This window comes from Oxalobacter vibrioformis, from assembly GCF_027118995.1.
Lineage (GTDB): Bacteria > Pseudomonadota > Gammaproteobacteria > Burkholderiales > Burkholderiaceae_D > Oxalobacter > Oxalobacter vibrioformis.
On the sequence record NZ_CP098242.1, the window covers coordinates 1,844,794 to 1,866,765 of the forward strand.

Annotated in this window: 22 protein-coding genes and 3 pseudogenes; 7 read left to right on the forward strand and 18 right to left on the reverse strand. The window is 52.0% G+C overall.

Annotated elements, in window-relative coordinates; all coding sequences use genetic code 11:
- Positions 1-38 precede the first annotated feature (38 nt).
- From NB640_RS09180 to NB640_RS09200, 5 genes are all read right to left on the reverse strand, one after another.
- A complete protein-coding gene (locus NB640_RS09180; protein WP_269308414.1) occupies positions 39-236 on the reverse strand; it encodes a hypothetical protein in 198 nt (65 codons plus the stop codon).
- Between the two features lie 130 nt (positions 237-366).
- Positions 367-906 (reverse strand): HdeD family acid-resistance protein, encoded by a 540-nt coding sequence (locus NB640_RS09185; protein ID WP_269308415.1) that lies wholly within the window; start codon positions 904-906, stop codon positions 367-369.
- Between the two features lie 133 nt (positions 907-1,039).
- A complete protein-coding gene (locus NB640_RS09190; protein WP_269308416.1) occupies positions 1,040-2,467 on the reverse strand; it encodes an ATP-binding protein in 1,428 nt (475 codons plus the stop codon).
- Entirely contained in the window at positions 2,468-3,127 is a 660-nt protein-coding gene (locus NB640_RS09195) for a response regulator (protein WP_269308417.1), read from the reverse strand.
- A 7-nt stretch (positions 3,128-3,134) separates the two neighbouring features.
- A complete protein-coding gene (locus NB640_RS09200; protein WP_269308418.1) occupies positions 3,135-3,578 on the reverse strand; it encodes a YgiW/YdeI family stress tolerance OB fold protein in 444 nt (147 codons plus the stop codon).
- Between the two features lie 218 nt (positions 3,579-3,796).
- On the opposite strand from NB640_RS09200, the gene trxA reads away from it, so the two are divergent.
- From trxA to NB640_RS09215, 3 genes are all read left to right on the forward strand, one after another.
- The gene (gene trxA / locus NB640_RS09205) at positions 3,797-4,123 is read left to right on the forward strand and encodes a thioredoxin TrxA (protein ID WP_269310438.1); all 327 of its coding nucleotides are present in this window, start codon (positions 3,797-3,799) and stop codon (positions 4,121-4,123) included.
- A gap of 78 nt (positions 4,124-4,201) precedes the next feature.
- Positions 4,202-4,867 carry an ArsR/SmtB family transcription factor gene (locus NB640_RS09210; RefSeq protein ID WP_269308419.1) on the forward strand — a complete coding sequence of 222 codons (666 nt, stop codon included), beginning with the start codon at positions 4,202-4,204 and terminating at the stop codon, positions 4,865-4,867.
- 50 nt (positions 4,868-4,917) lie between these two features.
- Positions 4,918-5,274, forward strand: a complete 357-nt coding sequence (locus tag NB640_RS09215; RefSeq protein WP_269308420.1) for a DsrE/DsrF/TusD sulfur relay family protein — start codon at positions 4,918-4,920, stop codon at positions 5,272-5,274.
- A 99-nt stretch (positions 5,275-5,373) separates the two neighbouring features.
- Here the strand turns inward: NB640_RS09215 and NB640_RS09220 are convergent, their stop codons facing one another.
- From NB640_RS09220 to NB640_RS09230, 3 genes are all read right to left on the reverse strand, one after another.
- Positions 5,374-6,741: a sodium/glutamate symporter gene (locus NB640_RS09220; protein ID WP_269308421.1), complete on the reverse strand. Its 1,368-nt coding sequence runs from the start codon at positions 6,739-6,741 to the stop codon at positions 5,374-5,376.
- Between the two features lie 133 nt (positions 6,742-6,874).
- Complete coding sequence (locus tag NB640_RS09225) at positions 6,875-7,171, reverse strand: AzlD family protein (RefSeq protein WP_269308422.1); 297 nt, start codon at positions 7,169-7,171, stop codon at positions 6,875-6,877.
- Positions 7,161-7,892: an AzlC family ABC transporter permease gene (locus tag NB640_RS09230; RefSeq protein WP_269308423.1), complete on the reverse strand. Its 732-nt coding sequence runs from the start codon at positions 7,890-7,892 to the stop codon at positions 7,161-7,163. Before NB640_RS09230 ends, NB640_RS09225 begins: the two co-directional genes overlap by 11 nt.
- 139 nt (positions 7,893-8,031) lie before the next feature.
- On the opposite strand from NB640_RS09230, the gene NB640_RS09235 reads away from it, so the two are divergent.
- Entirely contained in the window at positions 8,032-8,490 is a 459-nt protein-coding gene (locus tag NB640_RS09235) for an Lrp/AsnC family transcriptional regulator (protein ID WP_269310439.1), read from the forward strand.
- A gap of 60 nt (positions 8,491-8,550) precedes the next feature.
- On the opposite strand, the gene NB640_RS09240 is transcribed toward NB640_RS09235, so the two are convergent.
- Both NB640_RS09240 and NB640_RS09245 read right to left on the reverse strand, forming a co-directional pair.
- Positions 8,551-9,186 carry a TenA family protein gene (locus NB640_RS09240; RefSeq protein WP_269308424.1) on the reverse strand — a complete coding sequence of 212 codons (636 nt, stop codon included), beginning with the start codon at positions 9,184-9,186 and terminating at the stop codon, positions 8,551-8,553.
- Positions 9,187-9,219: 33 nt separating this feature from the next.
- The gene (locus tag NB640_RS09245) at positions 9,220-9,807 is read right to left on the reverse strand and encodes a flavin reductase family protein (RefSeq protein ID WP_269308425.1); all 588 of its coding nucleotides are present in this window, start codon (positions 9,805-9,807) and stop codon (positions 9,220-9,222) included.
- Positions 9,808-9,889: 82 nt separating this feature from the next.
- On the opposite strand from NB640_RS09245, the gene NB640_RS09250 reads away from it, so the two are divergent.
- Positions 9,890-10,156 carry a hypothetical protein gene (locus tag NB640_RS09250; protein ID WP_269308426.1) on the forward strand — a complete coding sequence of 89 codons (267 nt, stop codon included), beginning with the start codon at positions 9,890-9,892 and terminating at the stop codon, positions 10,154-10,156.
- A gap of 35 nt (positions 10,157-10,191) precedes the next feature.
- Here the strand turns inward: NB640_RS09250 and NB640_RS09255 are convergent, their stop codons facing one another.
- From NB640_RS09255 to NB640_RS09265, 3 genes are read right to left on the reverse strand one after another with little or no spacing between them, the layout of a single operon-like run.
- Complete coding sequence (locus NB640_RS09255) at positions 10,192-11,109, reverse strand: diguanylate cyclase (protein WP_269308427.1); 918 nt, start codon at positions 11,107-11,109, stop codon at positions 10,192-10,194.
- Positions 11,110-11,122: 13 nt separating this feature from the next.
- Positions 11,123-13,504 (reverse strand): PAS domain-containing sensor histidine kinase, encoded by a 2,382-nt coding sequence (locus NB640_RS09260; RefSeq protein WP_269308428.1) that lies wholly within the window; start codon positions 13,502-13,504, stop codon positions 11,123-11,125.
- A gap of 32 nt (positions 13,505-13,536) precedes the next feature.
- The gene (locus NB640_RS09265; protein ID WP_269308429.1) at positions 13,537-14,697 is read right to left on the reverse strand and encodes an FIST N-terminal domain-containing protein; all 1,161 of its coding nucleotides are present in this window, start codon (positions 14,695-14,697) and stop codon (positions 13,537-13,539) included.
- Between the two features lie 303 nt (positions 14,698-15,000).
- Here NB640_RS09265 and NB640_RS09270 point away from each other — a divergent pair.
- Together NB640_RS09270 and NB640_RS09275 are read left to right on the forward strand one after the other, a co-directional pair.
- Positions 15,001-15,609, forward strand: a pseudogene (locus tag NB640_RS09270) (DUF2461 domain-containing protein).
- A gap of 221 nt (positions 15,610-15,830) precedes the next feature.
- Complete coding sequence (locus NB640_RS09275) at positions 15,831-16,886, forward strand: linear amide C-N hydrolase (RefSeq protein WP_269308430.1); 1,056 nt, start codon at positions 15,831-15,833, stop codon at positions 16,884-16,886.
- A gap of 89 nt (positions 16,887-16,975) precedes the next feature.
- On the opposite strand, the gene NB640_RS09280 is transcribed toward NB640_RS09275, so the two are convergent.
- The 5 genes and pseudogenes from NB640_RS09280 to NB640_RS09295 all read right to left on the reverse strand — a co-directional run bounded on the left by NB640_RS09280 (position 16,976) and on the right by NB640_RS09295 (position 21,856).
- A complete protein-coding gene (locus NB640_RS09280; protein WP_269308431.1) occupies positions 16,976-17,926 on the reverse strand; it encodes an IS481 family transposase in 951 nt (316 codons plus the stop codon).
- 285 nt (positions 17,927-18,211) lie between these two features.
- Positions 18,212-18,787, reverse strand: coding sequence for a tetratricopeptide repeat protein (locus tag NB640_RS09285; RefSeq protein WP_269308432.1), 576 nt, complete (start codon positions 18,785-18,787; stop codon positions 18,212-18,214).
- Between the two features lie 15 nt (positions 18,788-18,802).
- A pseudogene (locus tag NB640_RS13060) lies at positions 18,803-18,925 on the reverse strand (tetratricopeptide repeat protein); the annotation flags it as partial.
- A 280-nt stretch (positions 18,926-19,205) separates the two neighbouring features.
- Positions 19,206-20,247 (reverse strand): annotated as a pseudogene (locus NB640_RS09290) (IS481 family transposase).
- A 175-nt stretch (positions 20,248-20,422) separates the two neighbouring features.
- Positions 20,423-21,856, reverse strand: coding sequence for a hypothetical protein (locus tag NB640_RS09295; RefSeq protein ID WP_269308433.1), 1,434 nt, complete (start codon positions 21,854-21,856; stop codon positions 20,423-20,425).
- Positions 21,857-21,972 lie beyond the last annotated feature (116 nt).

Consider the following 21,972-nt stretch of genomic DNA (forward strand, 5'->3'; position numbering starts at 1 on the left):
CCCAGAAGAATGCCGGGTACGTTGGCGACGATTATCGGCTAGTCCCGTTTTTCCTTCATGCATCCGTAAGCCGCCCAGAGCGTGCAGTTGATTGTGGTTGCCAGCGGCAGGATGACCGACCCTTTTGTGCCGTTCAGGTTGAGATGGATCTGATCCATGCAGGAGGAGTACATCACAACGGTCATGGCCGTTGCCATCCAGCCAAGGATCGTGATGAATTTGTTGCCTGCTTTCATGACATGCTCCTTTGCGGTCATTTTCGACCATGGCAAGTGAAATGATGCAGGCATTATGGTGCGGATTTTTCGGGCAGAACCAGTGAGGGTTGTACCAGTGATTGCCAGGAATTTCCGCTCAGGGCTTTCTTCAGAGCTTGCGCAGTTGGATGCCGGCCATGATCTGGAAAATGCCGTAAACCAGCACCATGGCACCGATCCAGATGGTCGTGATGATCATGCCGGTGAGCGGCTGGGCGATCAGCATGGCACCCAGCACGATGGCCAGCACACCGCTGACAATCAGCATCCATTCCCCTTCAAGGCGTTTTCGTGCCTGGATGGCAAAAACGATGCGGTAAATACCGGCAATAATCAGCCACACCGCAAAAAATATCAATAGCATGCTGGCAACCGCCTCGGGGTTCATGATGGTGACGAGCCCGAAAAGAATGGAGCACACCGCGTAAAAAAGCAGCCATCCTTTTGACAGGGAAATATTTTTTGAAAAGGCGGCAATCAGGGAGGCTACGCCTTCACCCAGCGCCAGGATGCCAATCACCCAGGCCATGGCAACGGCAGCTCCAAGCGGTGAAGCCAGTGCCACAATACCAAAAAAAATGGCTGCTATTCCATAGACGACCAGCAGCCACCAGCTGCGTGAAATGGGTGACATTTCCAGTGTGCTCATGATCTTTTCTCATTGCATCCGGTAGTGGACTCAAGAATGAGGATAGGCGTTAATGGAAAAGCAGGTGCTGATATAGGGCAATGATGGTGTCAGGTGGTGTGCCAGGGCGTGTTAACACGCCCTGGCACATGATTTATCCGGCTGGCCGGATATGGGCGATGTATTTGATCTGTCCCGGGTTGTCCGTGTCCTTTTTTTCCAGAAACACGGTTATGCGCAAAAGGCCGGCAAGCTGGTGTACGATGGAAAGACCCAGGCCGCTGCCGGGCTCGGCCTGCCCTGGCGGGCGGTAAAATCTTTCTCCCAGCCGTGAAAAAGCCTCGTCCGGCAGAGCCGGGCCGGTATTTTCCATGGTGATGCCACTGGTTTTGAGGATAATTCGGACTTCGCTGTTTTCAGGAGCATACCGCACCGCATTGTCCAGCAGGTTGCGCATCAGCATACGTGGCAGCGCGGGTTGTGTATTCACGGGCGGCGGCAGGGAATCATTTGATACAAGCATGGTGATGCCCTTTTTTTCTGCCAGGGGGAGGTATTCCGATACCGCTTCGTTAACGACCTCAGGCCAATGGATGGCTTCTTCAGGAACAGGCGTTGCGTTTTCATATTCTTTTCCGGCGGCTGACAGCGCCTGCATCCCCTCGATGCGCGAGAGTGCCAGCAGTTGATCCGCCAGCCGGCTGCTGCGGTCGATGCCGCTGATCAGGTTTTTCAGGGCGGTATTGAGTGCTTCAGGATCATTCTCTGACAGTTGGGCGACTTCTGCCTGGATACGGAGCCCGGCCAGCGGGGTGCGCAGTTCATGCGCTGCATCGGCAATGAAAGCGCGTTCACGCTCAAGCAGCGATGCCACCCGTTCAAAATGGCTGTTAAGCGATAAAACCAGGGGACGGATTTCCGGCGGCATCTGTTCTGCCGGCAGTGGGGCTGCATTGCCGGGCTGGCGGTTTTCCAGCTCGTTTTTCACCATGCGCAGCGGGGAAAGCTCCCGCCTTACCATGATGATCAGGCCGACAGCCAGGATGGGCAACATCACAATCCAGGGCATCATCTGTTCTTCCAGCAGTTCCAGCGCCATTTCCTGCCGGTATTCTTTTTTCTGCCCGACAGCAACAATAAAGCTGTGATCGACTGCCGGTTGCCAGACAATGCGCCAGAGGTCATCATTGCCTTTCATGGTGGCATCTTCAAACCCTTCCATCCCAGGGCGGAAACAGAAACGTTCATCCGATATGCCATCACTCATCAACAGGTCACCGTTCGGGCTGAAAATAGCAAATCGCAGCGCTTCTTCTTCCACTTCCCCTTTGGCTTTTTTATTGGAGAAAACAGCGGGTATGCCCTCAGGCCGGGGGGCAAATTTCAGGTCTGAAGCCGCCAGTCTTTTGGCAAACAGCAATTGCTGTGTATCAAAAAACTCATCGATATATTCAGCGGATTCAAACCAGGCAAAAGCGGCGGCAAAAAGCCAGGCGATAGTGACAGCCAGGGTGAAAAAGGCACTCAGGCGAAGCTGGAGGCTCCATCGTGAAGGAGGGCGCTTGTTGGAAGAGGGCGTCATTCAGGTATCTCCCAGGGTGTAGCCAATACCGTGGATGGTCCGGATAAAGCCGCTGCCGAGCTTGCGCCGGATGTGGTGGATATGAACTTCCACCGCATTGCTGCTGATTTCTTCACCCCAGGCATACAGTTTTTCCTCAATCGCGCCTTTGGAGAGCACATTTTTTTTGCTTAACAGGAAAAGCTCAACGAGCATCAGTTCTTTCGGGCTGAGCCGGATGTTTTCCCCATTCAGGGAAACGGCTTTTGCCGCCGGATCATAACTGAGCAGGCCATGTGTCAGTACGGGGGCAACTTCCCGGTAGCTCCGCCTGACAAGCGCATGCAGCCGGGCGACCAGTTCTTCGAGTGCAAAGGGCTTGCCCAGATAATCATCGGCACCGGTATTAAGCCCTTTTACGCGTTCTTCCAGCGCATCCCGGGCGGTCAGGATGAGGACAGGCTCCACCAGGCCGCGCGAGCGCCAGTGCGCCAGGATATCCAGCCCGTCCTCACCGGGGAGGGAAAGATCGAGTATGACGGCATCGTACCGGGCGGCATGAATGGCTTCCCGTCCCTGTTTCCCTTCAGGGAACCAGTCAACCGTAAATCCCATGCGGCCAAGCCCGGCCTTGATGCCGTCCCCGATCAGCCTGTCGTCTTCAATCAAAAGTATGCGCATTGTCGGCTTATTTTATCTTGATGATCCGCGCAACATCCACTTCGGTTTTGTTCCATTCTTTTTCGATTTCGCCCTGGATTTCCACCAGTTCATCTGGCGAAACCTGAATGCCTGCCCAGAGTTTGTGGTCAATCTCGACCCGGATGGTGCCGGTGGCATCCTTGAAGAGATACTCTTCATCGCCCAGGCTTTGGACAATATGCCCCTTAAGTGTTACCGGGGTATCATCACGCATCCCCATCGCCTGCTGGACCGTGACCAGTGCCGGACCCGGCCCGTAAAATCCTCCCTGGGATGCCTGCTGGCTGGTACCCACAGGATGAATGGTGTCGGCAAAAGCCATGCCTGCGCCCAGTATCATGCTGCCGGAAATGGCAGCCACAGCTAAAAACGCGCGTACCGGGTGGTGAATAGGAGAAATAGTGCGGGTGATTTCAAATTCGTTTTTCATGATATGACTCCTTTGTTATTTGATGATGGGATGACCATGTCTTGTGGCCTGATGTCATGAAAACATAATGATCTTAGGATTTCCTTAAGGCGTGCAGACACGGCAGAATCATGCCCGATTTACATACATTCAAATATTCGTTAGAATGTATGTAAATCGGGCAGTAACTGAATAATGTGACTGGTTCAATAATTGAAGATTTCATGCAGGAGGAAATGATGGCTCAGCATACGATTGATATCACCGATGCGTCTTTTGAAACAGATGTTCTGAATGCGGCCAGGCCGGTGCTGCTGGATTTCTGGGCAGGCTGGTGCGGGCCGTGCAGGATGATTGCGCCGCATCTGGATGAGCTGGCGGCGCAATATGCCGGCAAAATGATCGTGGCAAAAATGGATGTTGATGCCAATCCGGTACTGCCAGCCAAACTGGGTATCAGAAGCATTCCCACGCTGATGCTGTTTAAGGATGGCAAGGTTGTGGCGCAGAAGGCAGGGGCACTCAGCAAGGAGCATCTGAAACAGTTTGTCGACGGATACCTTTAAGCGGTTCGCAGGCTTTGAGATATTGATGACAATAAAGTGCCGATATCCCAAATAACAAGGCTGGACAAGGAAAAGAGGATGACACGCGAACTCAGAAACATGCTTTACGAACAGGTGGCCCGTATCGGGAAAGCGGTATCCAGCCCCAAACGGCTGGAATTGCTGGAACTCCTGGCACAGGGCGAAAAAACCGTGGAAGCGCTGGCAACAGAGACGGGTATCGATATCCGGCTGGCCAGTGCCCATTTGCGGGTACTGCGAAACGCGCGCCTGGTGACGACACGCCGGGAAGGAAAAAACATCATCTACGCCCTTGCCGGACAGGATGTAGCAACGCTGCTGGTCAGGATGCGTGAAGTGGCTGAAGAACATCTGCTGGAACTGAAGATGGCATTGAACCAGATCGTGACCAATCCCGGTACGCTCACCGCATATGGCAGGGAAGCGTTTCTGGAAATGGCCGGCCGCGGTGAAGTATTTGTGATTGATGTCCGTCCGGAGAAGGAGTATGCACAGGGGCATCTGCCTTTTGCGCGTTCCATGCCGGTAGAAGAGATTCTGAAGCGAATCGGTGAACTGCCAAAGGACAAGGAGATTGTTGCCTACTGCCGCGGACCATTCTGCCTGCTTTCGGATACAGCCATTGCGCTTCTGGCCGCTAGGGGCTACACGGTTAGCAAGATAACTGACGGCGTGGCCGAATGGCAGGCTGCCGGATTGCCGGTAGAGGCCATTAAGGAATAACAGGCAGCACAGCACCGGATTTTCCTTTTTTTAATACCAGGGAGAAAACCATGAAAGCATTAATCATTTTCAATCGTGACCCATATGACATGACGGATGTCACATGGAACGGCCTCAGGCTGGCCGATACGCTCCGGAAGAACGGGCACGACGTACGGATTTTCCTGATGAATGACTCGGTTGATATGGCGCGTGATGTTTGCAAACCGCCGCAAGGCTATGACCAGGATCTGGTGCAGATGCTCAAGGACCTGATCCGGGATGGGGTAACAGTCAGGGTTTGCGGCACCTGCATGGCGCGTTGTGGTATTTATGCCAACCATCCGTACTTTGAAGGGGCAGAACATTCCACCATGCAGGCATTGTCCGAATGGGTTGTGGACAGTGACCGGATCATCACGTTTTAGCGGCTGGGATATTGTGTATGAAACAGGGGGCTTCTGGCACGGCCCCTTTTGTTTTTCTGAGGCAGTCCGCTCTTTTCGGATGGCATTCGGCTGGTGCCCCTAGCGCGCAGCGCTGTTGCGTGTTTTGAAAAAGCGCAGCCAGCAGGCAATGGCGATAATGAGTGCAGCAATCGAAATCCCCCATACGGTCATGCCTTTTCCATACATGACAAGCGGGACAGCAAGGGATGTCCATATCCCTCCGCCCATGAAGGGTTCATGCAACAGCTGTTTGTAGCCGAAAGCCTCGGCAGCCACCGTTTTTTTATCAGGATCGACTGTGCGAAGCAGCATCAGCCCGGTGGCCGTAACCCCCATCGACTGGCCGAATTCTGCGATGGCGCGCTCAAACCAGGCTTCCTCGAACATGCGGGGAGCGATGTAAATGAGGGTAAAGACATTCCAGATGATGCCGCCCGCCACGAGGATGGAAAGGGGCAGCCAGTAGGCGGCAACAAATTCAAGCCGGATGGATGCGACAGCAGCGACAACCAGAAAATCGAGAGACGCGCCGGTGATGCGCTGCATCTGTCCATGGTTGGCGAGGAAATCGAGCCGCGTTTTTCTGAGGAAAGCCTGCAGCAGGAGTCCGCCGATCATGCACAGGGGAAAGAGCGGCAGGCTTGGCAGGAATTTGAGGTCCTGCACCGCTGCCGGGGCAACGCTGTCTGCCACGACCAGCAGTTCCTTGATGCCGTAGCCGATCAGTACCGCAATGCCAACCAGGGCAATATGCAATGCGAGTGAATCCACCGAATCCGAATAGACCGTCTGTTTTCCGGCTTCCGGCTGGGCATCGGGCCGGTATATGCCAAGACGTTCCATTTTGTCCTGGTCCTCATAGGTGCGGACATCGGTGATGTACCCCCTGCGTACCGCTACATTGATCATGATGATGCCGATCACAATGCCGAATACGAGACCGCAGGTAGCGACGGTATAACCCAGATCGGCTCCTTCAGACCAGCCGAGTTCGGAAAAGGTGGCAGCAAGGCCTCCTACGGTGCCATGGCCGCCCTCAAAGCCGATTTCAAGCAGATTGCCAAAGACATCCGGCACATCGAAAAGCGGTGCCAGAAGAAAGATGGCAAGGCCCAGGCCAACCACATACTGTCCCCAGGCAACAATCTGGCCGAAACAGAATTGCGGCGCGGCCAGGCGCCAGATTTTTTTCAGGGGGGTGGCTGCTTCACCCAGGAAAAGCCCGGCAAAGACAATATTGATCAGAAAGCCCGGAAGGTCCGCAAAACCGGCAAACCAGTCCGGCGACAACCATGTGCCGAGTGTGTTGATGACGAGTAATCCGATAAAGCCGCCAATGACAGAGGCAGGCAGATACAGCCGCTGCAGAATGGGCAGGGCTGACCGGAGCGCTTTGCCTGCAACAAGCAGCAGGCAGATAGCGCAAAAAGACATTACAGCCGTCATGTATCTCTCTGGTTGGCGATGCGCGGCGAAAAAACGTGCCTCAAAACACCGGCAGCATTTCCGGTAACATAAAGTCAGAAATGGTAGCGCATATTTTTGAGCCTGTCAGTCAGGATAGCTGTGAGGGATGAGGTTACGTGATATGTCTTAAGACGCCCGCTGATATGACGCCCACCAAAACGGTGGGCAGCAGGGAAAAGCGGCATGCGGCAAGCGCGGTGATGGCCAGCGCGATCAGGTCAGCGGGTTTGCCGGAAACGAAGTAAGGCGCTATCACTGAAATGAGCACACAGCCCGGGATGGCGCTCATGATTCGCACCCCGCGTTTGCTCAGGGTACGGTTGCGCAGGGCAATATATCCTGCAACCCGGGTAAGATAGGTGACAACTGCCATCAGGACGATGGTGAGCAGTGTTGAGTTATGAATCATGTTTGCGTGCTCCCCAAAAAGCAACGGCAAGGCCGGTCAATGCCCCGGCTGCCACATACCAGGCTCCTGGCAGGAAGCGGCATGTCAGGGCGGCAGCCAGCAGGCTGGCAAGCCAGGGCAGGGCCGTGCGTTTTCCTTGCCACATCCCCTTGAGCAGGACAAAGAAAACGGCGGGAAATGCCATGTCAAAACCATAGGTTTCCATATCGCCCAGTACCGGACCGAGAATCGCCCCCGATGCGGTGAAGAGTACCCAACTGAGGTACAGGGTGCCTGCCACGCTCGTATAGTAGGGAAGGGAAAATACCGGTATTTCCCCGGCATCAGCCCGTTTTCTTGCATGCGACAGCCCCAGCGCCCAGCTTTCATCGCACATGAAAAAGAGGGCCAGCAATGCCTTGCGCCGCGGCAAATGCCGGATAAGCGGCGCGAGCGTCGCGCTCATCAGCATGTGACGGCTGTTGACCAGAAACGTCATGGCCACAATCAGCAGGATGTGCGGCGGGGACGACCAGAGCTCAATCGCGGCAAATTCAGAGCCGCCGGCAAAGTTGAGTGCTGTCATCAGGGGAACCTCAACAGCAGAAAGCCCCTTTCGTGAGGCCTGTGCACCCAGAAGAAGCGCAAAGGGAATGAACCCGATTGTTACCGGCAGTGCATCTTTTATACCCTGCCAGGTGTCCTGTTTTTTTGCCGGACTGATCTCTGCGGCGAGTGACATGATATTTCCCTGAAATGATGATGTTTCTGTGACAATTTTGAACGATTTTCAGTGAAATTTTCCTCCTTTTTGCGGGTAAAATGCTTGAATATTTCGAATAAAAATTTAAAAAATTAAAGAAAGTTGATTTTTTATGTCAATAAAAATAGACGCTATAGACCGGCGTATCCTCAACGTATTGCAGGAGGATGGCCGTATCCAGAATGTCGAGCTGGCAAGACGGGTAGGCCTTTCCCCTTCGGCCTGTCTTCGCCGGGTCAGGCTCCTTGAAGATACCGGCGTGATCGTACGGTATGTCGCCCAGATCAATCCGTCACTGGTGGATGCCGGTTTTACGGTTTTTGCCCGTGTCTGGCTGAAAGAGCAGGATGAAAAGACAGTCAACGGCTTCATCCGGGAAGTGATGGCCATGCCTGAGGTGATGGAATGCCATTTGATGGCGGGGGATAGCGACTTTCTGTTACGGGTGACGGTGGCGGATCTGGATGCCTATCGCCAGTTCCAGATTACCCGCTTGAATCCCATCAAGGACGTGCAGAATGTCAAGACAGACATTCCGATGCAGCAAATCAAGCAGTCATCGCGGATATTGCTGTAAACGGTCAACAAAAAACCTGAAGGAAGGCTTCAGGTTTTTTGCGGGGATGCTGCAACGCCCTTATGCATAGGCATCATCAAAAAAGGCTTTTTCAAGCTGAACCGTCCGCATGAAAAAATCACGGCAGATATCGGCGTTGGCAGGGCCTACCCTGTCCAGTTCCCTTTGCAGGAAATTCACAAACCCGATGAAATAATCATTGTTGTGCAGGGTGATCCATTCTGTATAGATGAAGTTTTCCGGGTACGGCTTCGGGGCACGCAATCCCCAATCAAGGTAGACGCTTTCTGCCACGGAAAGCACTGAGATCGCAGCAGCGTAGGAGCCGGATTTTGCTGCTTCCAGCATAATGTTTTTCAGTCCTTTCGTTGGCGCACTGTCCGACGGGGCCAGTCGGGCGTCTTCCGTGATGCCCAGTGCCTTGAAGGAGCGCAGGAAATAATCGTTTTCATCGCTGCTGATCATGCCGATAAAACGCCCCAGCACAATGCGTGATTCAAATTTGTCGGCGTAATTGACGGCTGCGCCTAAAAGCCCCAGAAAGTTGTTGATGAAACGGTGGTCCTGAATCAGGTAGCGTCCCATAACGGAATCATCCACCGTGCCTGCACACAGTTCATTCACAAAGCGATGCGTAACAGCGTCGCTCCAACTGGGTTCGCTTTCCGCTTTCAGTTTTTCAAAAAATCCCGACATGTTTTCTCCTTTTTTCCGGGGGTGTGGTTATTGTCAGTCCGGCATGCCTTCCGCCGTATCCATGGCTTCTCCAATGGCATAAAAATGCCCGCCTGCAATGTAATGCAGGCTGCGCCACCGGGGATCTGCGGTTTCAAACTGCCAGCGCCCGCTCTTAAAAGCGCGGGTGTCTGCCCATGCGGCAACGACTTCGCCAATGAAAAGATCATAGGTTTCCTGGTTGCGGGCTTCGGGAATCAGGCGACAGGCCAGCCAGGCCGAACATCCGCCGACAAGGGGCAGGTCATGCCCTTCCATTTCGAAGAGTTGCACGCCGCATTTTTCGAGTTTTTCCGGTTCATCGGCGAGACTCATATGTCCCACCTGATAGGTCAGCTTGAGCAGGGACACGGTCGGTACCTGTATGGCAAACATGCCGCTTTTTTCCATCAGTTCCCGGGTTTTTGCGCCCTTGTCGATAATGGCGGTTACTTTGGGCGGGTCATAGTCGAGCATGCAGACCCAGGAAGCTGCCATCACATTATTCACGCCTGCATGGCGGGCAGATACCAGTGTGGCCGGCCCATGGTTCAGCAGGCGAAGAACCTGCTCCAGCGGCACGGACGCAATATGTGTTTTCATGAATATCTCCCGGTTAGATGATGGCTCCTGATGCCATAATGATAGTCTCTTTTCATCGGCATAGACGGCCTGTAGATAGTACATGAAGAAGAAACTCAGAAAAATAATGATCCGCAACCATCAATTTTTGTGGCGTTATACTCAGGATAATGCCAATTTATCGACGCTGCTGGTTCAGCGGGAAGGAAAACCGGTATGGCGATGGCGTATCCGTTTCCATACTCAGGATACCTGGACCGGGGGCAACCCATTGAACGAAGGGATAGCTGTGACCAGGGAAGGTGAAGCCATTGAGCTTAACCTCAATCGTCCCGGGCATGTCGGTGAGATTATCCAGTATCTGCTTTAGCAGGTAATGCATACGGTGCCGGAATCAACAAGCGCCTAACCCCGCTCAGAGCAGACGCGGTTGCGGCCGGAGTTTTTCGCGGCGTAGAGGTATTCATCCGCACGGACAATAAAAGAGGCGAGGCTTTCCTCATTGCCAGGCACAGTAGAAATAACGCCGATGCTGATGCTCGTGGATGTTTCAATATCCGCTTCGGGAACGGCGGCAATGATCCGTGCTTTTTCCACGGCAGAACGGATTTTCTCTGCAACGGAAAGGGCGGCATCCATCGTGGTGTCCGGCAGAATGATGGCAAATTCCTCGCCACCCAGCCGGGCAGGCATATCACCCGGCCGGTTAAGGGTATCGGTAAAAACCTGCGTGATTGTCCTGAGGAGCATGTCTCCCTGCGGGTGGCCGTAGGTATCGTTATAAATCTTGAAACGATCCACATCAAGCATCAGAAGGGAGATCGGAACCTGCTTGCGGATTGCGCGGCGCCATTCCATTTCGATCCGCTCATTGAAACTCCGGCGGTTTGCGATATTGGTCAGTGTATCGATCATGCCGAGTTTTTCGATCGTGCGGATGTTCTGTACGGTTTGCAGGTGGGTACGTACCCTTGCCTTGACGATCGTGTTTTTGAAGGGCTTGGTAATGTAATCCACCGCACCGAAGAAAAACCCTTTTTCTTCGGCCCCTTCGCTGTTCAGGCCGGAAACAATGATGACAGGGATATTTCTCGTTTCCGACAGTTGCTTCAGTTGCAAAAGGACATCAAACCCGTTGATGTCAGGCAGGATGATGTCAAGCAGGATCAGGTCGGGAAGGTGTTCAATGGCACGGCTCAAGGCTTCTTCCCCGGATGTGGCTGTGATGATGTTGTATTCCGGGTAAAGGATTTTATGGAGCACCATCAGGTTCGTCTTTTCATCGTCGACGACCAGTAGGGTGAATTGCTGATGGTTTTCCATGCTCTTCGCCCTTTTATGTCCGGCGGCAAAGCGCTTCCAGGGACAGGAGCGTTTCTCTGGCGAGATTAAAGTTAAAATCGGCAATCTGGCGAACGAGGAGATCGCCTGCCTCACCAAACGGCGAGAAGGTCTTTTCGATTTCGGGAAGCATGTCAAGGCAGCGGGTATTGCCAGCCGAAAGGAGCGGCATAAGATGCGTAATGAGTGCACGGGCTTTCACCGGGTCAGAGTGCTCCGGCCGTCGCTGGGCAGGGTGCGGTTTGGCTGCCGCCTGGTCCAGTTGGCTCATGACGGTACGCAATTCGGTATCAAGCATTTTCATCTGTATCCGGGCATAGGGCAGATTGTCGTCGGCAAGGGCTTTTCCCATGGCGAAAGCGGCCTGTGCCAGACGTGAAGCGCCGATGAGTGCCGCATTGCTTTTAAGGGTATGCACCAGCCGGTGGGCCAACGGCGTGTCATCGGCATTGATGGCCTCGACAATCTGCTGGAAATCCCTGCCTTTTTCCGATCCGAAATTGTCCAGTAACTGCTGGTAAAGCACCGGGTCCTCCGCAGCATTTTTCAGGCCCTCATTTCTGTCCAGAATAGCCGCATTATAATCCGAGCCTTCATCGTATTCTGCTGCGGTTGACGCATTGCCGTTAGAAAGCCCCTGTTTTTCCGCTGGCAGCCATTTGGACAGGACCTGGTTAAGCCGTTGTCCTTCTATCGGTTTGGCGAGGAAGTCGCTCATGCCTGCACTCAGGAATTGCTCTTTTGCACCCGGAATGGCATTGGCTGTCAGCGCAATGATAGGGACATGCCTGCACCAGTCATCATCCAGCGCGTGGATGCGCCGGGTGGTTTCGGTGCCATTCATTTTTGGCATCATGTGGTCCATGAAGACGATGTCGTAGTGCTTTTCCTGAACCATCCTGATCGCTTCCGGCCCGCTTTCCGCCTTATCTGCCCGGATATCATGGCGTCCCAGGAAACTTTGTGCCACCTTGAGGTTTACCGGATTGTCATCAACGAGCAGGACATTGACGCCTGGTTTTGCCACAACGTATGAGGACAGGCTCGCCGTTTCGGTTTTCATGGGGTCACCGGGTACCAGCGGGACCGTGGCGGTAAAGGTGGAGCCCTTGCCGTAAGTGCTGGTAAAGCGGATATCACCGCCCATCATTTCAAGCAGGCTTTTTGTGATGGAAAGGCCCAGACCGGTTCCCTCAGGACGCCTGACGGAATCCGGCCCGACCTGCTCAAACATGCCAAAGAGCCGGGGAAAGTCTTCTTCCTGCATGCCTGTGCCGGTATCCGTCACGGTAAAGGTGATGCCGGTATTGCCCTCTTTTTCTTCACTCCCCACTTCAAAATGGATGTGGCCGCTTTCCGTGTACTTGACCGCATTGCTGAGCAGGTTGGTTACGATCTGCTGGATACGCACGTCATCGCCCAAAACCACCTGCGGGAGCGCATCACTGAAATGATGGGAAAAGTGTAGCTGTTTCGATTCGGCCAGGAAACGGCTCATGGAGGCAATGTTGTTGCACAGCGTTACCAGGTTGAAATGCACCGGGCGTATTTCAAGTTTTCCGGCCTCAATCCGGGAGAAATCCAGAATGTCGTTGATGATTTGCAGGAGTACACGCGACATTTTCTGGATGTCGGTAAAAAAGCCGCGTTGCCGGTTGTCCAGGTTATCGGTACGGATCAGGTCACTCATACCGATGATGGCATTCATCGGGGTGCGGATCTCATGGCTCATGGAAGCCAGAAAGCGGCTTTTCGCTGCGCTGGCTTCTTCAGCGAGTGTCCTTGCGCGTTGCATTTCCGTCACGTCGTGATACAGCACGATGGCCCCGTCAAATTCGCCGGAGGACAAAAAAACAGGGGTGACATGGACAGTGTAATGATGGGGGCGATCAGGATTGCCGGTCTCCAGTGTAATTTCCGCATCAATCGTTGTGCGCTCTGACTTTGCCCTGGAAAAACGCTCAATGGCGCCTTCAACATGTTTTTCACTGATGAATGCACGGTAGATTTCTTCAAAATGACGGCCGTTGATGCGGTCGAAATGCGGGATATTGAAGAGCTTCAGGAAAATCTCCGTGCAGTAGACAAAGCGTCCTTCCTTGTCCAGAAGGACAATAAGATCCGGGCTGTTTTCGAGCAGGCGCTGCATGTGCTGCTCCAGCTTGCGCTGCTCTGCCGCCCTGAATGCATCGAGATTTCTGGTCGTCAATGCGACTGCCTTATTGCGCTCCAGCGTGCTTTCCAGGCGGCGCAACTGGCGGGTCAGTCGCTGGTTTTCCTTTTCCAGTTCCTGTATCCGCCTGGCGTACTCTGCCGCCAGTTCTGCTTCAGGCGGGGAGGCGGTATCAGCCTGTTTTTTTGCGCATTTCGGTTCCATGGCTTTTCCTGTTGTTGCCGTATCGGTTCTCGTCAGAAAACACACGCAATAAACGTGAAGTTATGGAAACAGTTGATCAGGCGCTTGTCGCTGCCTTGCATCGGGCATATCTCACCACCCGCATAGCTCAGGTGGTAAGGCGCCCGATCACCGATCATGTCGACAATTGCCCTGATCTCATCATCCGTATCCGGCCCGAGCATGATATTTCTTACCATGCAGGGGTACATGAGGATGGCATTGATATTTTCTTCTGCCAGCAATTCCCGCATGGTTTCTGTTGATTTTTCCAGTACCGCGCTGTAATCCAGCCTGCCGATGGCCAGCGCGGCATCAACAGGCATCTTGCCGCCACAGATGGCATGCCCTTCCGGTGTGAGGCTGTATATTGCACGTGTCAAGGGCACCATGGTTTCATCCGTCACAACGAGGGGGAGGGTAATGGCTGTCTTGGCATTCCTGTTGTCAGGCTTGAGCCCGAGCGTATCCAGATAGTCTGACAGCAGCATGTCGTTGACCTCCTGAAGGAGGTAGCCATCGGATTTCGTGATGATTGCCGGTTGTTTCTGGATGTTGCCGTCGGCGCTGCCGGATACGAAAAAACGCGGATTGACATCGCCGTGCATCAGGATAAAGGCAACCGTATTTTCGGAGGCTTCGCCATTCAGTATCGTCATGCTTTCCTCGAAAGCCAGCGTATAGTCTGTCGAGAAGGGACCAAAGATGGGTGTGCCGTTGCAGACCGTGTCGAGGTGTTCCAGGATCACGGCGCCGCTGATCGTCGGCATGACAGGGGTGAAAGCCAGGATAAGCGAGGGAAGGCCGGGAAGTTTTGAAAGCGCGGCTTCGTAGGCGTTTTCAACTTCCCGTCCTATCCCTTCGGCAGGAAGCGGGGCAGATATCGCCGTGGAAAAACTGACGTCCTCGCTGGTCAGGACAGACAGGGAAAGTATCCGCTGCCCGTGTGCGCCGGGCACGGCACTGGTCAATGTGGTGCAGCCGGCAACCTCAAAAGGCAACTGCTCGCAAAGTGCCCTGACCACGCCGGTTTCGATAAATTCCACATCACATGCAATAAGACCGACGGCATTGGCAAGCAGCCGGGATTGACGTTCAAGTTGCCCGAGAATGTCCGATACCGCAACATCGGCCTCATCCGTTTCCAGCGTATAGGCGGTCAGCATTTTCAGCATGATTATTCCATCAGAAGTACCCCGCTGTCTGCCATATGCAGACATCAGAGTATGGGCAGGGACATTCAGGGGGAGGCGCGCTGCGGATTATTACATACCTGTTGTACACCCATTATGATCGGAGAAAAACAGTTGCGTCAAGACAATTAGTTGTGTAGCGGCAATTTTTTTGTATCGGTTGTTGAATGGGGGTTGAGGGAGGATGGAGAATAACCGTGCGCATCCTCCTGGTACTGGCAGGGCTTGGCATTGATCGGTGCGGTATACAGTATGTGACATACCGGTATACAGGAAAGGATGATCATGGCATTCACGAAAAAAAGCCTCGGTTTTCTGGAAGAAAATCACCAGCGAAATGACAGGGCATGGTTTAAGGCACACAAAAGCGATTATATCGACTATGTTCAACCCCCCATGCGGGAGCTGGCTGAAGACCTCCTGCCGGTGGTCGTGCAGATTGATCCGAGACTGGAAAGGGACCTCAAACGTACCCTTTCAAGAATTTATCGGGATACCCGCTTTTCGCGTGACAAATCCCTGTTCAAACGGGGTAGCTGGCTGGTATTCCAGCTTGGCAAGGGAATGGCCGGGCCGATATGATTTTTTGAGTTTGCGCCGGACTTTTACTGGTACGGTTGTGGATATTACTCAGCGCCCCCCAAAGTCATGGCCAGGGTACGGCAGCTTGTCCTTGAAGGCGATGAGCGCTATCTCAGGACGCAGCAGGCGCTGGATGGCCATCCGCTCATTACCCTCACAGGCGATTTTTACAAACGGTCACGTTATCCTGATGCACCGCCTGCACAGCGCGAGTGGCTTGAACGAAGAAATATGGTTGCCATGCACAAAAGCCATATTCTGGAAGAGATATTTTCAAAAAACTGGCAGAAACCATCGGAGAGGTTTTCCTGAGTATTGCCCCTGTGTATGACTTCATGGTTTATGCCGATGAAACGGCATGAACGGTTTTCGTACCTGCTGTGACAGAGGACGTATTGCGCGGAGCAAATGATCCTTTCATGAACTAAATCATGGGACGGTTTTTTCATAGCCCCGATAATACGTTCCATGAGTTATGCCGATCATCCTTTTTGCCTGATACCGGGCACGTAAAAACTTTGGGGATTGCCACGATGAATAAATTTACACTTTCTCTGGGCTCGCTGGTGATGAGCCTTGGCATGTTGTTTTCGACTCATCCTGCTTATGCCTGTACCCGCCTAGTTTACCTTGGGCCGGAAAATACGATCCTGACCGCGCGTTCCATGGACTGGAAAGAAGACCCGAAAAGTGATATCTGGATTTTCCCGCGAGGCATGCAGCGAAACGGTGAAATCGGGACACAATCCGTTCACTGGCGCTCGAAATACGGCAGCGTGATTACATCAGCCTACAATCTTTCGAGTACGGACGGCATGAATGAAAAAGGACTGGTTGCCAATCTGCTGTGGCTGGCAGAAACGGTATATCCCGCGTGGGATGGCAAGAAACCGGCGCTTTCCATTGCCGCCTGGGTACAGTATGTCCTCGATAATTTTTCCACGGTAAAAGAAACGGTGCAGTACATGCGTGAAGGGCATTTTGAAGTCGTGAGTGACAATCTGCCTGACGGATCACGCTTTGCCACCCTGCATTTGTCGATATCCGATGCGACCGGGGACAGTGCCATTTTTGAATACATCAACGGCAAGCTGGTGATTCATCATGGCCGTCAATACCAGGTCATGACCAATTCTCCCACCTTCGATCAACAGCTGGCCTTGAATGAGTACTGGAAAAGCATCGGTGGCCTGGTTTTCCTGCCTGGAACCAATCGGGCGGCGGATCGCTTTGCGCGGGCCTCGTATTACGTTAACGTCATCCCGAAAACCACTGATATGCGCACTGCCGTTGCAAGTGTATTCAGCGTGATAAGAAACACCTCTGTGCCTTACGGGATAACCACAGAAAACGAGCCGAATATCTCTTCTACTCGCTGGCGGGTTGTGGCTGACCAGAAAAACCTGTTTTATTTTTACGAATCGACACTGTTACCCAATGTCTTTTGGGTCGATTTCAGCAAGGTCGATTTTCGCGAAGGCTCGCCGGTCAAAAAACTGGAACTCACCGGCGGCCAGACCTATGCAGGTGAAACCAGCGAAAAATTCAGGAAAACCGCGCCCTTTCGCTTTCTTGGAATAGGCCAGTGACCGGCAATCTGCATATCAAGGCGCAACAGGCTGGGGCCTTAAAAATGCCGCCGGCTCCTGGTGCGCCTTTCGATTACAGCCTTATCTTCTTAGTTGTTTAGTCCCGGCCTTTGATGGATAGGGTTTAGAGTAAAACGATGTGGCTGAGTTGTCCAGATTTTGCAAATAAATTCATAAGGCGTAAGCCCTTTTAAAGACTTCAATCGGCGGGCGAAATTATAGGCATTCATGAAATTCTGGAGATAGTTTTCAAACTGCTTGTGATCGTCATAATGATATCGATTGACAGTCGCTTCCTTGATCGTGCGGTTCATTCGTTCAACCTGGCCGTTGGTCCATGGATGCTTTACCTTGGTCAGTCGGTGCTCAATGCCGTTTTCCCTGCAAACACGATCAAAAATATGCTCAAAGGCAAACCGATCCTTTTCTCTGTTGGTGAATTGAATCCCGTTATCCGTCAGGACAGTATGAATGGCATAAGGCAAAGCCTCCTGCAGGTTGCGTAAAAACTGTGCCGCCTGCATTTTTCCTGCTCGCTGGTGCAATTCCACATAGGCAAACTTGCTGGTTCGGTCTATGGCTACAAACAGATAAAGCCGACCTTCAGCGGTTCGTACTTCGGCTATGTCGATAGGGAAGCAGCCAATAGGATAAGTCTTGAATTTCTTTGGCACTGGTTTGTCGCCCTGAACTTCTGGCAAGCGGGATATGCCATGACGCTGTAAACAGCGATGTAATGAAGATCGGCTCAGGTGAGCGATAGTGGGTTGCAGGGCATAAAGGCAATCATCAAGGGGAAACAGGGTATGCCGCCGGAAAGCCACAATAATGGCTTCCTCTTCTACGGACAATACAGTTGAAGAAGGATTTTTCGGGCCAGTGGGCAAATCCTTGACGGTTTCCCGCCTGCGCCATTTCGCCACTGTCTTGGGGTTGATGCCATAGCGCTTTGCTAACGCCCTCACGCTCTCTTGACTATTTTGTATTGCTCGACGCACTGCCTCTGTTGTTGTGGCGCTGCTGTGTAAAATCTGTCCCATAATATTTCCTTCCATTCAGATGACATGATTGTGCCATCAAAGGCCGGGACTAAACATCTAAGGCTTCGAGTTCTTCTCTTTTCATGCTTATCTCCTATCTGACTATATGATAAGCACTTACACAAAATTTAGAACAGGCTCATCAAATATTGAGCATGCATTTTCTCAGCATGAGGCAGACACCTTATAAAATCACCAACCCACGTGCACACTGAAAAGCCAGCCCAAAGATAATCAGACAGATATCCCAAAAACCGGTGCCTGCCTTGAAAAGGTAATGCGCCCCTATTTCAATCTTGCCAAAGCTTCTCTTGCTTTGGTGTTCCCCTGGGCCGCTGCTTTTTCGTACCAGCTACGGGCTTTGGACATATCTTTTTTGAGATGTTCCCCTCTCTCATACTGAGTCCCAATAAAATATTGTGAACCGGCAAGGCCGCGTTCTGCGGCAACCTCAATCATGGCTAGGCCATCCTCAATATTCTTTAGCGTGCCATTTCCCGCCATATACATCAGGCCAAGATTATGCAATGCCGGCAAATAAACCTGCTCTGCTGACTTCGTATACCACTCAACCGCTTTCCTGCTGTCCTGTTTTACGCCTTTTCCTTCTTCATACGCCAGGCCTAAATTAAATTCTGCAGCCGGCTCTCCCTGCTCTGCTGCTTTCTGGAACCATTTAAGGGCTTCAGCATCATTTTTCCTCAAGCCACCAAGCCCGTGGGAATAGTATTCACCCATACGGCTTTGAGCGTCTCTGTCGCCTTTATCAGCCGCCATTCTGAACCAACGAGCAGCTTCACGAGTATTTTTTGTAACGCCCTGACCTTTTTCATAAAAAACACCCATATCGTGCATGGACATGACATTACCATTGTCAGCGGCTTTTTTTGCCCATTGGGCGGCGCTTTTCTCATCTTTCGCTGTACCCGTACCTGTCAGATATAACCCGCTTAAAAGCCCCTGTGCCTCCACATCCCCTTTTTCAGCGGCTCTTTTCATGAGAGTAAAAGCTTTGTCCAACTGCTTCTGCTTCAAAAGAGCAACGGCATCCTCCTTATCCCCGGCACTCGCCAAAAAAGCGAAACCTGCAAGAAACAGGAATGCGAACACAAAACGAAGGGAAGTGCTGGAAGAAATGATATTCACGGCGAATCCTCAATATGGATTATGGGAAGTGAGCATAATAGCGGACACAGCCTGTATTTCTCAAGCCATGCGTCATTTGTAGTAGTTTAGACCTGATCTGACAGAAGCCGGTTTTGTTTGGGTATCTGTCAGATTACATCTGGATCAGATTTTTCTCCTTCCAGACATTCAATCCATCAAGAAAGGTCTGCATGGGCGTTCTGCCACAGCACATTTTTTCCCTGATGGGTTCGTTCATTATTGTAATAATGAAGCCAGTTGTCCAGATCGGATTGCAGTGAATCCAGATCGTAGTACAGTTTTTTCCGGAATGCCACCTGGTAAAACTCCTGTAAAACAGTCTTGTGAAAGCGCTCACAGATACCGTTTGTCTGGGGTGACCTGACTTTCGTTTTCGTGTGATCGATGTCATTGATTGCCAGATAAAGCTGATAATCATGGTTCTCAACGCGGCCACAGAACTCTGTTCCCCTATCCGTAAGGATGCGTAATACCGGTACATCCTGGGATGCGTGAAACGGCAGCACCCTGTCGTTGAGCAAATCTGCTGCGGTAATGGGTGTCTTGCTGGTATACAACTTACAGTGAGCAACACGGCTATAGGTATCAACATACGTTTGTTGATATATCCGGCCTACTCCTTTCAGGGTACCGACATAGAAGGTGTCCTGAGAACCCAGATAACCCGGATGGGCGGTTTCTATCTCGCCATGAACGATGTCATCCTGCTTTTTCTTCTCAAGAGCGGCAACCTGTTCTTCCGTGAGAATAATACCTTCGCTGGCTACCTTGGCTTCCAGTGCTTTCAGGCGTTTTTTGAAGTTCTCCAGGTCATGGCGCAGCCAGACAGATCGAACACCGCTGCCAGATATAAAAATGCCGAGCTTTCTCAGCTCATTACTGGTGCGGACCTGACCGTGGGCCGGGTAGTCGATGGCATATTGAACAACAGCTTTTTCTGTGGCTTCTTCTGTCCGGTTCTTGAGATTGGGAACACGTCTGCTCTGGTTTATCAGGGCATCAATACCCCCTTGTCCTACTTGCTCGTGATAGCGATAAAAGGTATCACGTGATACGCCCATGACTTTGCAGGCTTTCGATACGTTATTGAGCTCGGATGCCAGATTAAGCAGCCCGACTTTGTGTTTGATGATCGGATTGGTAGTATGTAACATGAGAGTTACCTCCTTAAGGTTTTGTTTACGGATTCGACACCCATATCAAAACCGGTAACTCTCTCCTTTGCAAGAGATAACTGTCAGATTAGATTCAAACTACTTCACGTCATTAGTGCAGGAAATCCGCCATTGGCGGATTTTCCCGAAATACCGACCTCTCCTGCAAAAAATATTACTGGTTTTTCCCGGCCTGTTTTTCCCTGACCTGATTCATCAGAAGACCTCTTTCCTTATCCGTGAGAAGTCTCCAGAGAGTCTTTACAGCCGTACCGCTTTTCTTTCCCAAAGAAGTGGATATCACATCCACAACCACCTGGTCGCCATCAGGTTTCCCTTTCTTCAGCTCCTCTCCAAGAGAATAAAGCAGATCATAGTCACCTGTTTCGGCAATGCTGTCCGCAATCTCATCAATCGTCGCATCAAAGACATTGACCGCATACCCAACAGCTGGAGAGAAGCCTCGCGTGGCATAAACAAGCATGATATCGGCAACATGCTGGCTTAAAGCCTCCTGACCCCAGTAATCATATGCATTTTGTGCCATTTTTTCCGGGTCTTCATCGTAGATGCCTCTGGATTGAATCATTTCGTCTCTCCCCCTTTGCTGCTCTTGACGGGTATGACGAACGAGGTCTGCAACAATAGGGCGGTTTCCTTTTTTATCATGTGCATCGGAAAGTATTTCATTGATAACAAGAGCAGCCTTGGCTGTCATATTTTTTATGCCTCTTTCCCGATTTTCAATTCCTTTCAAGGCATTCTCCCGATCACGAACGAAGTTCTGTACACCTATTGCCCTGCTGTCATGCAACGCCTGACCTGTACTTTTCAGCCCTTCAGGAAGATAGTCCTGATACCACTGCATCTCTTCAGCAAACAGCTTCTGAGGCGATGTATCTGCCCCATGAGCTGAAACAGTTGCCTCAGGTCCATATTTCCCAATCATGGAACCGGTATTAGCCAGCACATCATACGTTGCCCTTGACTCTCCTTCCAGATTGCTCGGGATCAGATCTCCCCTGCTCGCCTGCACAACGGATCCCATGGGATGTTCATACTCGAATCCCCGTCTCATATTGCTCGTTGCAATCGCTCTTCCTGCCTGTTCTGATGCCTTTTGTCCAGTTCCCGGCCAGGTCTCGGCCTCTGCCTGCTGACGGGCAGCGCTGATCGTCTCGTTATTCCCGGGAGTGGATTTAAAGAGATTTTTTGCCCATCCGTAGGAAGGAATACCTGCCCCGTGTGAAGCTGCGCCTGCTGAATCCAGCGCATCCACCGTAGTTTGCGCCATTGAAGGCGTACTCAGATTCGAGAGCATGCCTTGCTGGTTCACTTTTTCAGACGGTGATGTATTGGATGAAAAACCGGTCGATGGATTTAGCGTATCGGTGGCTGTAAATCCAAAATCCAGACTTTTGTCTGATTTGTAGGATGGCCCCAACTGGAAAACATCCGGAACCAGCTTGGCAGTCGTTTGTGTCAGTGTGTCCAGGGGGTGCGGGTCATGGCTATCCCAATGGTTGCGCATGTCAAACATTGCCCGTTTTGCCGGGTTGCCCAGATAATCGGTATCATCCTGCGGCCCCCACATCGTTTGATTTGTCATTCTCTTTCCTTTAGCTAAAGTGTTTATTACTACGGGACTGCAGCTCCCGTTCTAAAGTGCTTCCTGATTTGCTCTCTTTCATTCATCAGCTACTCCATAAAAAAAATGCGCGGTTC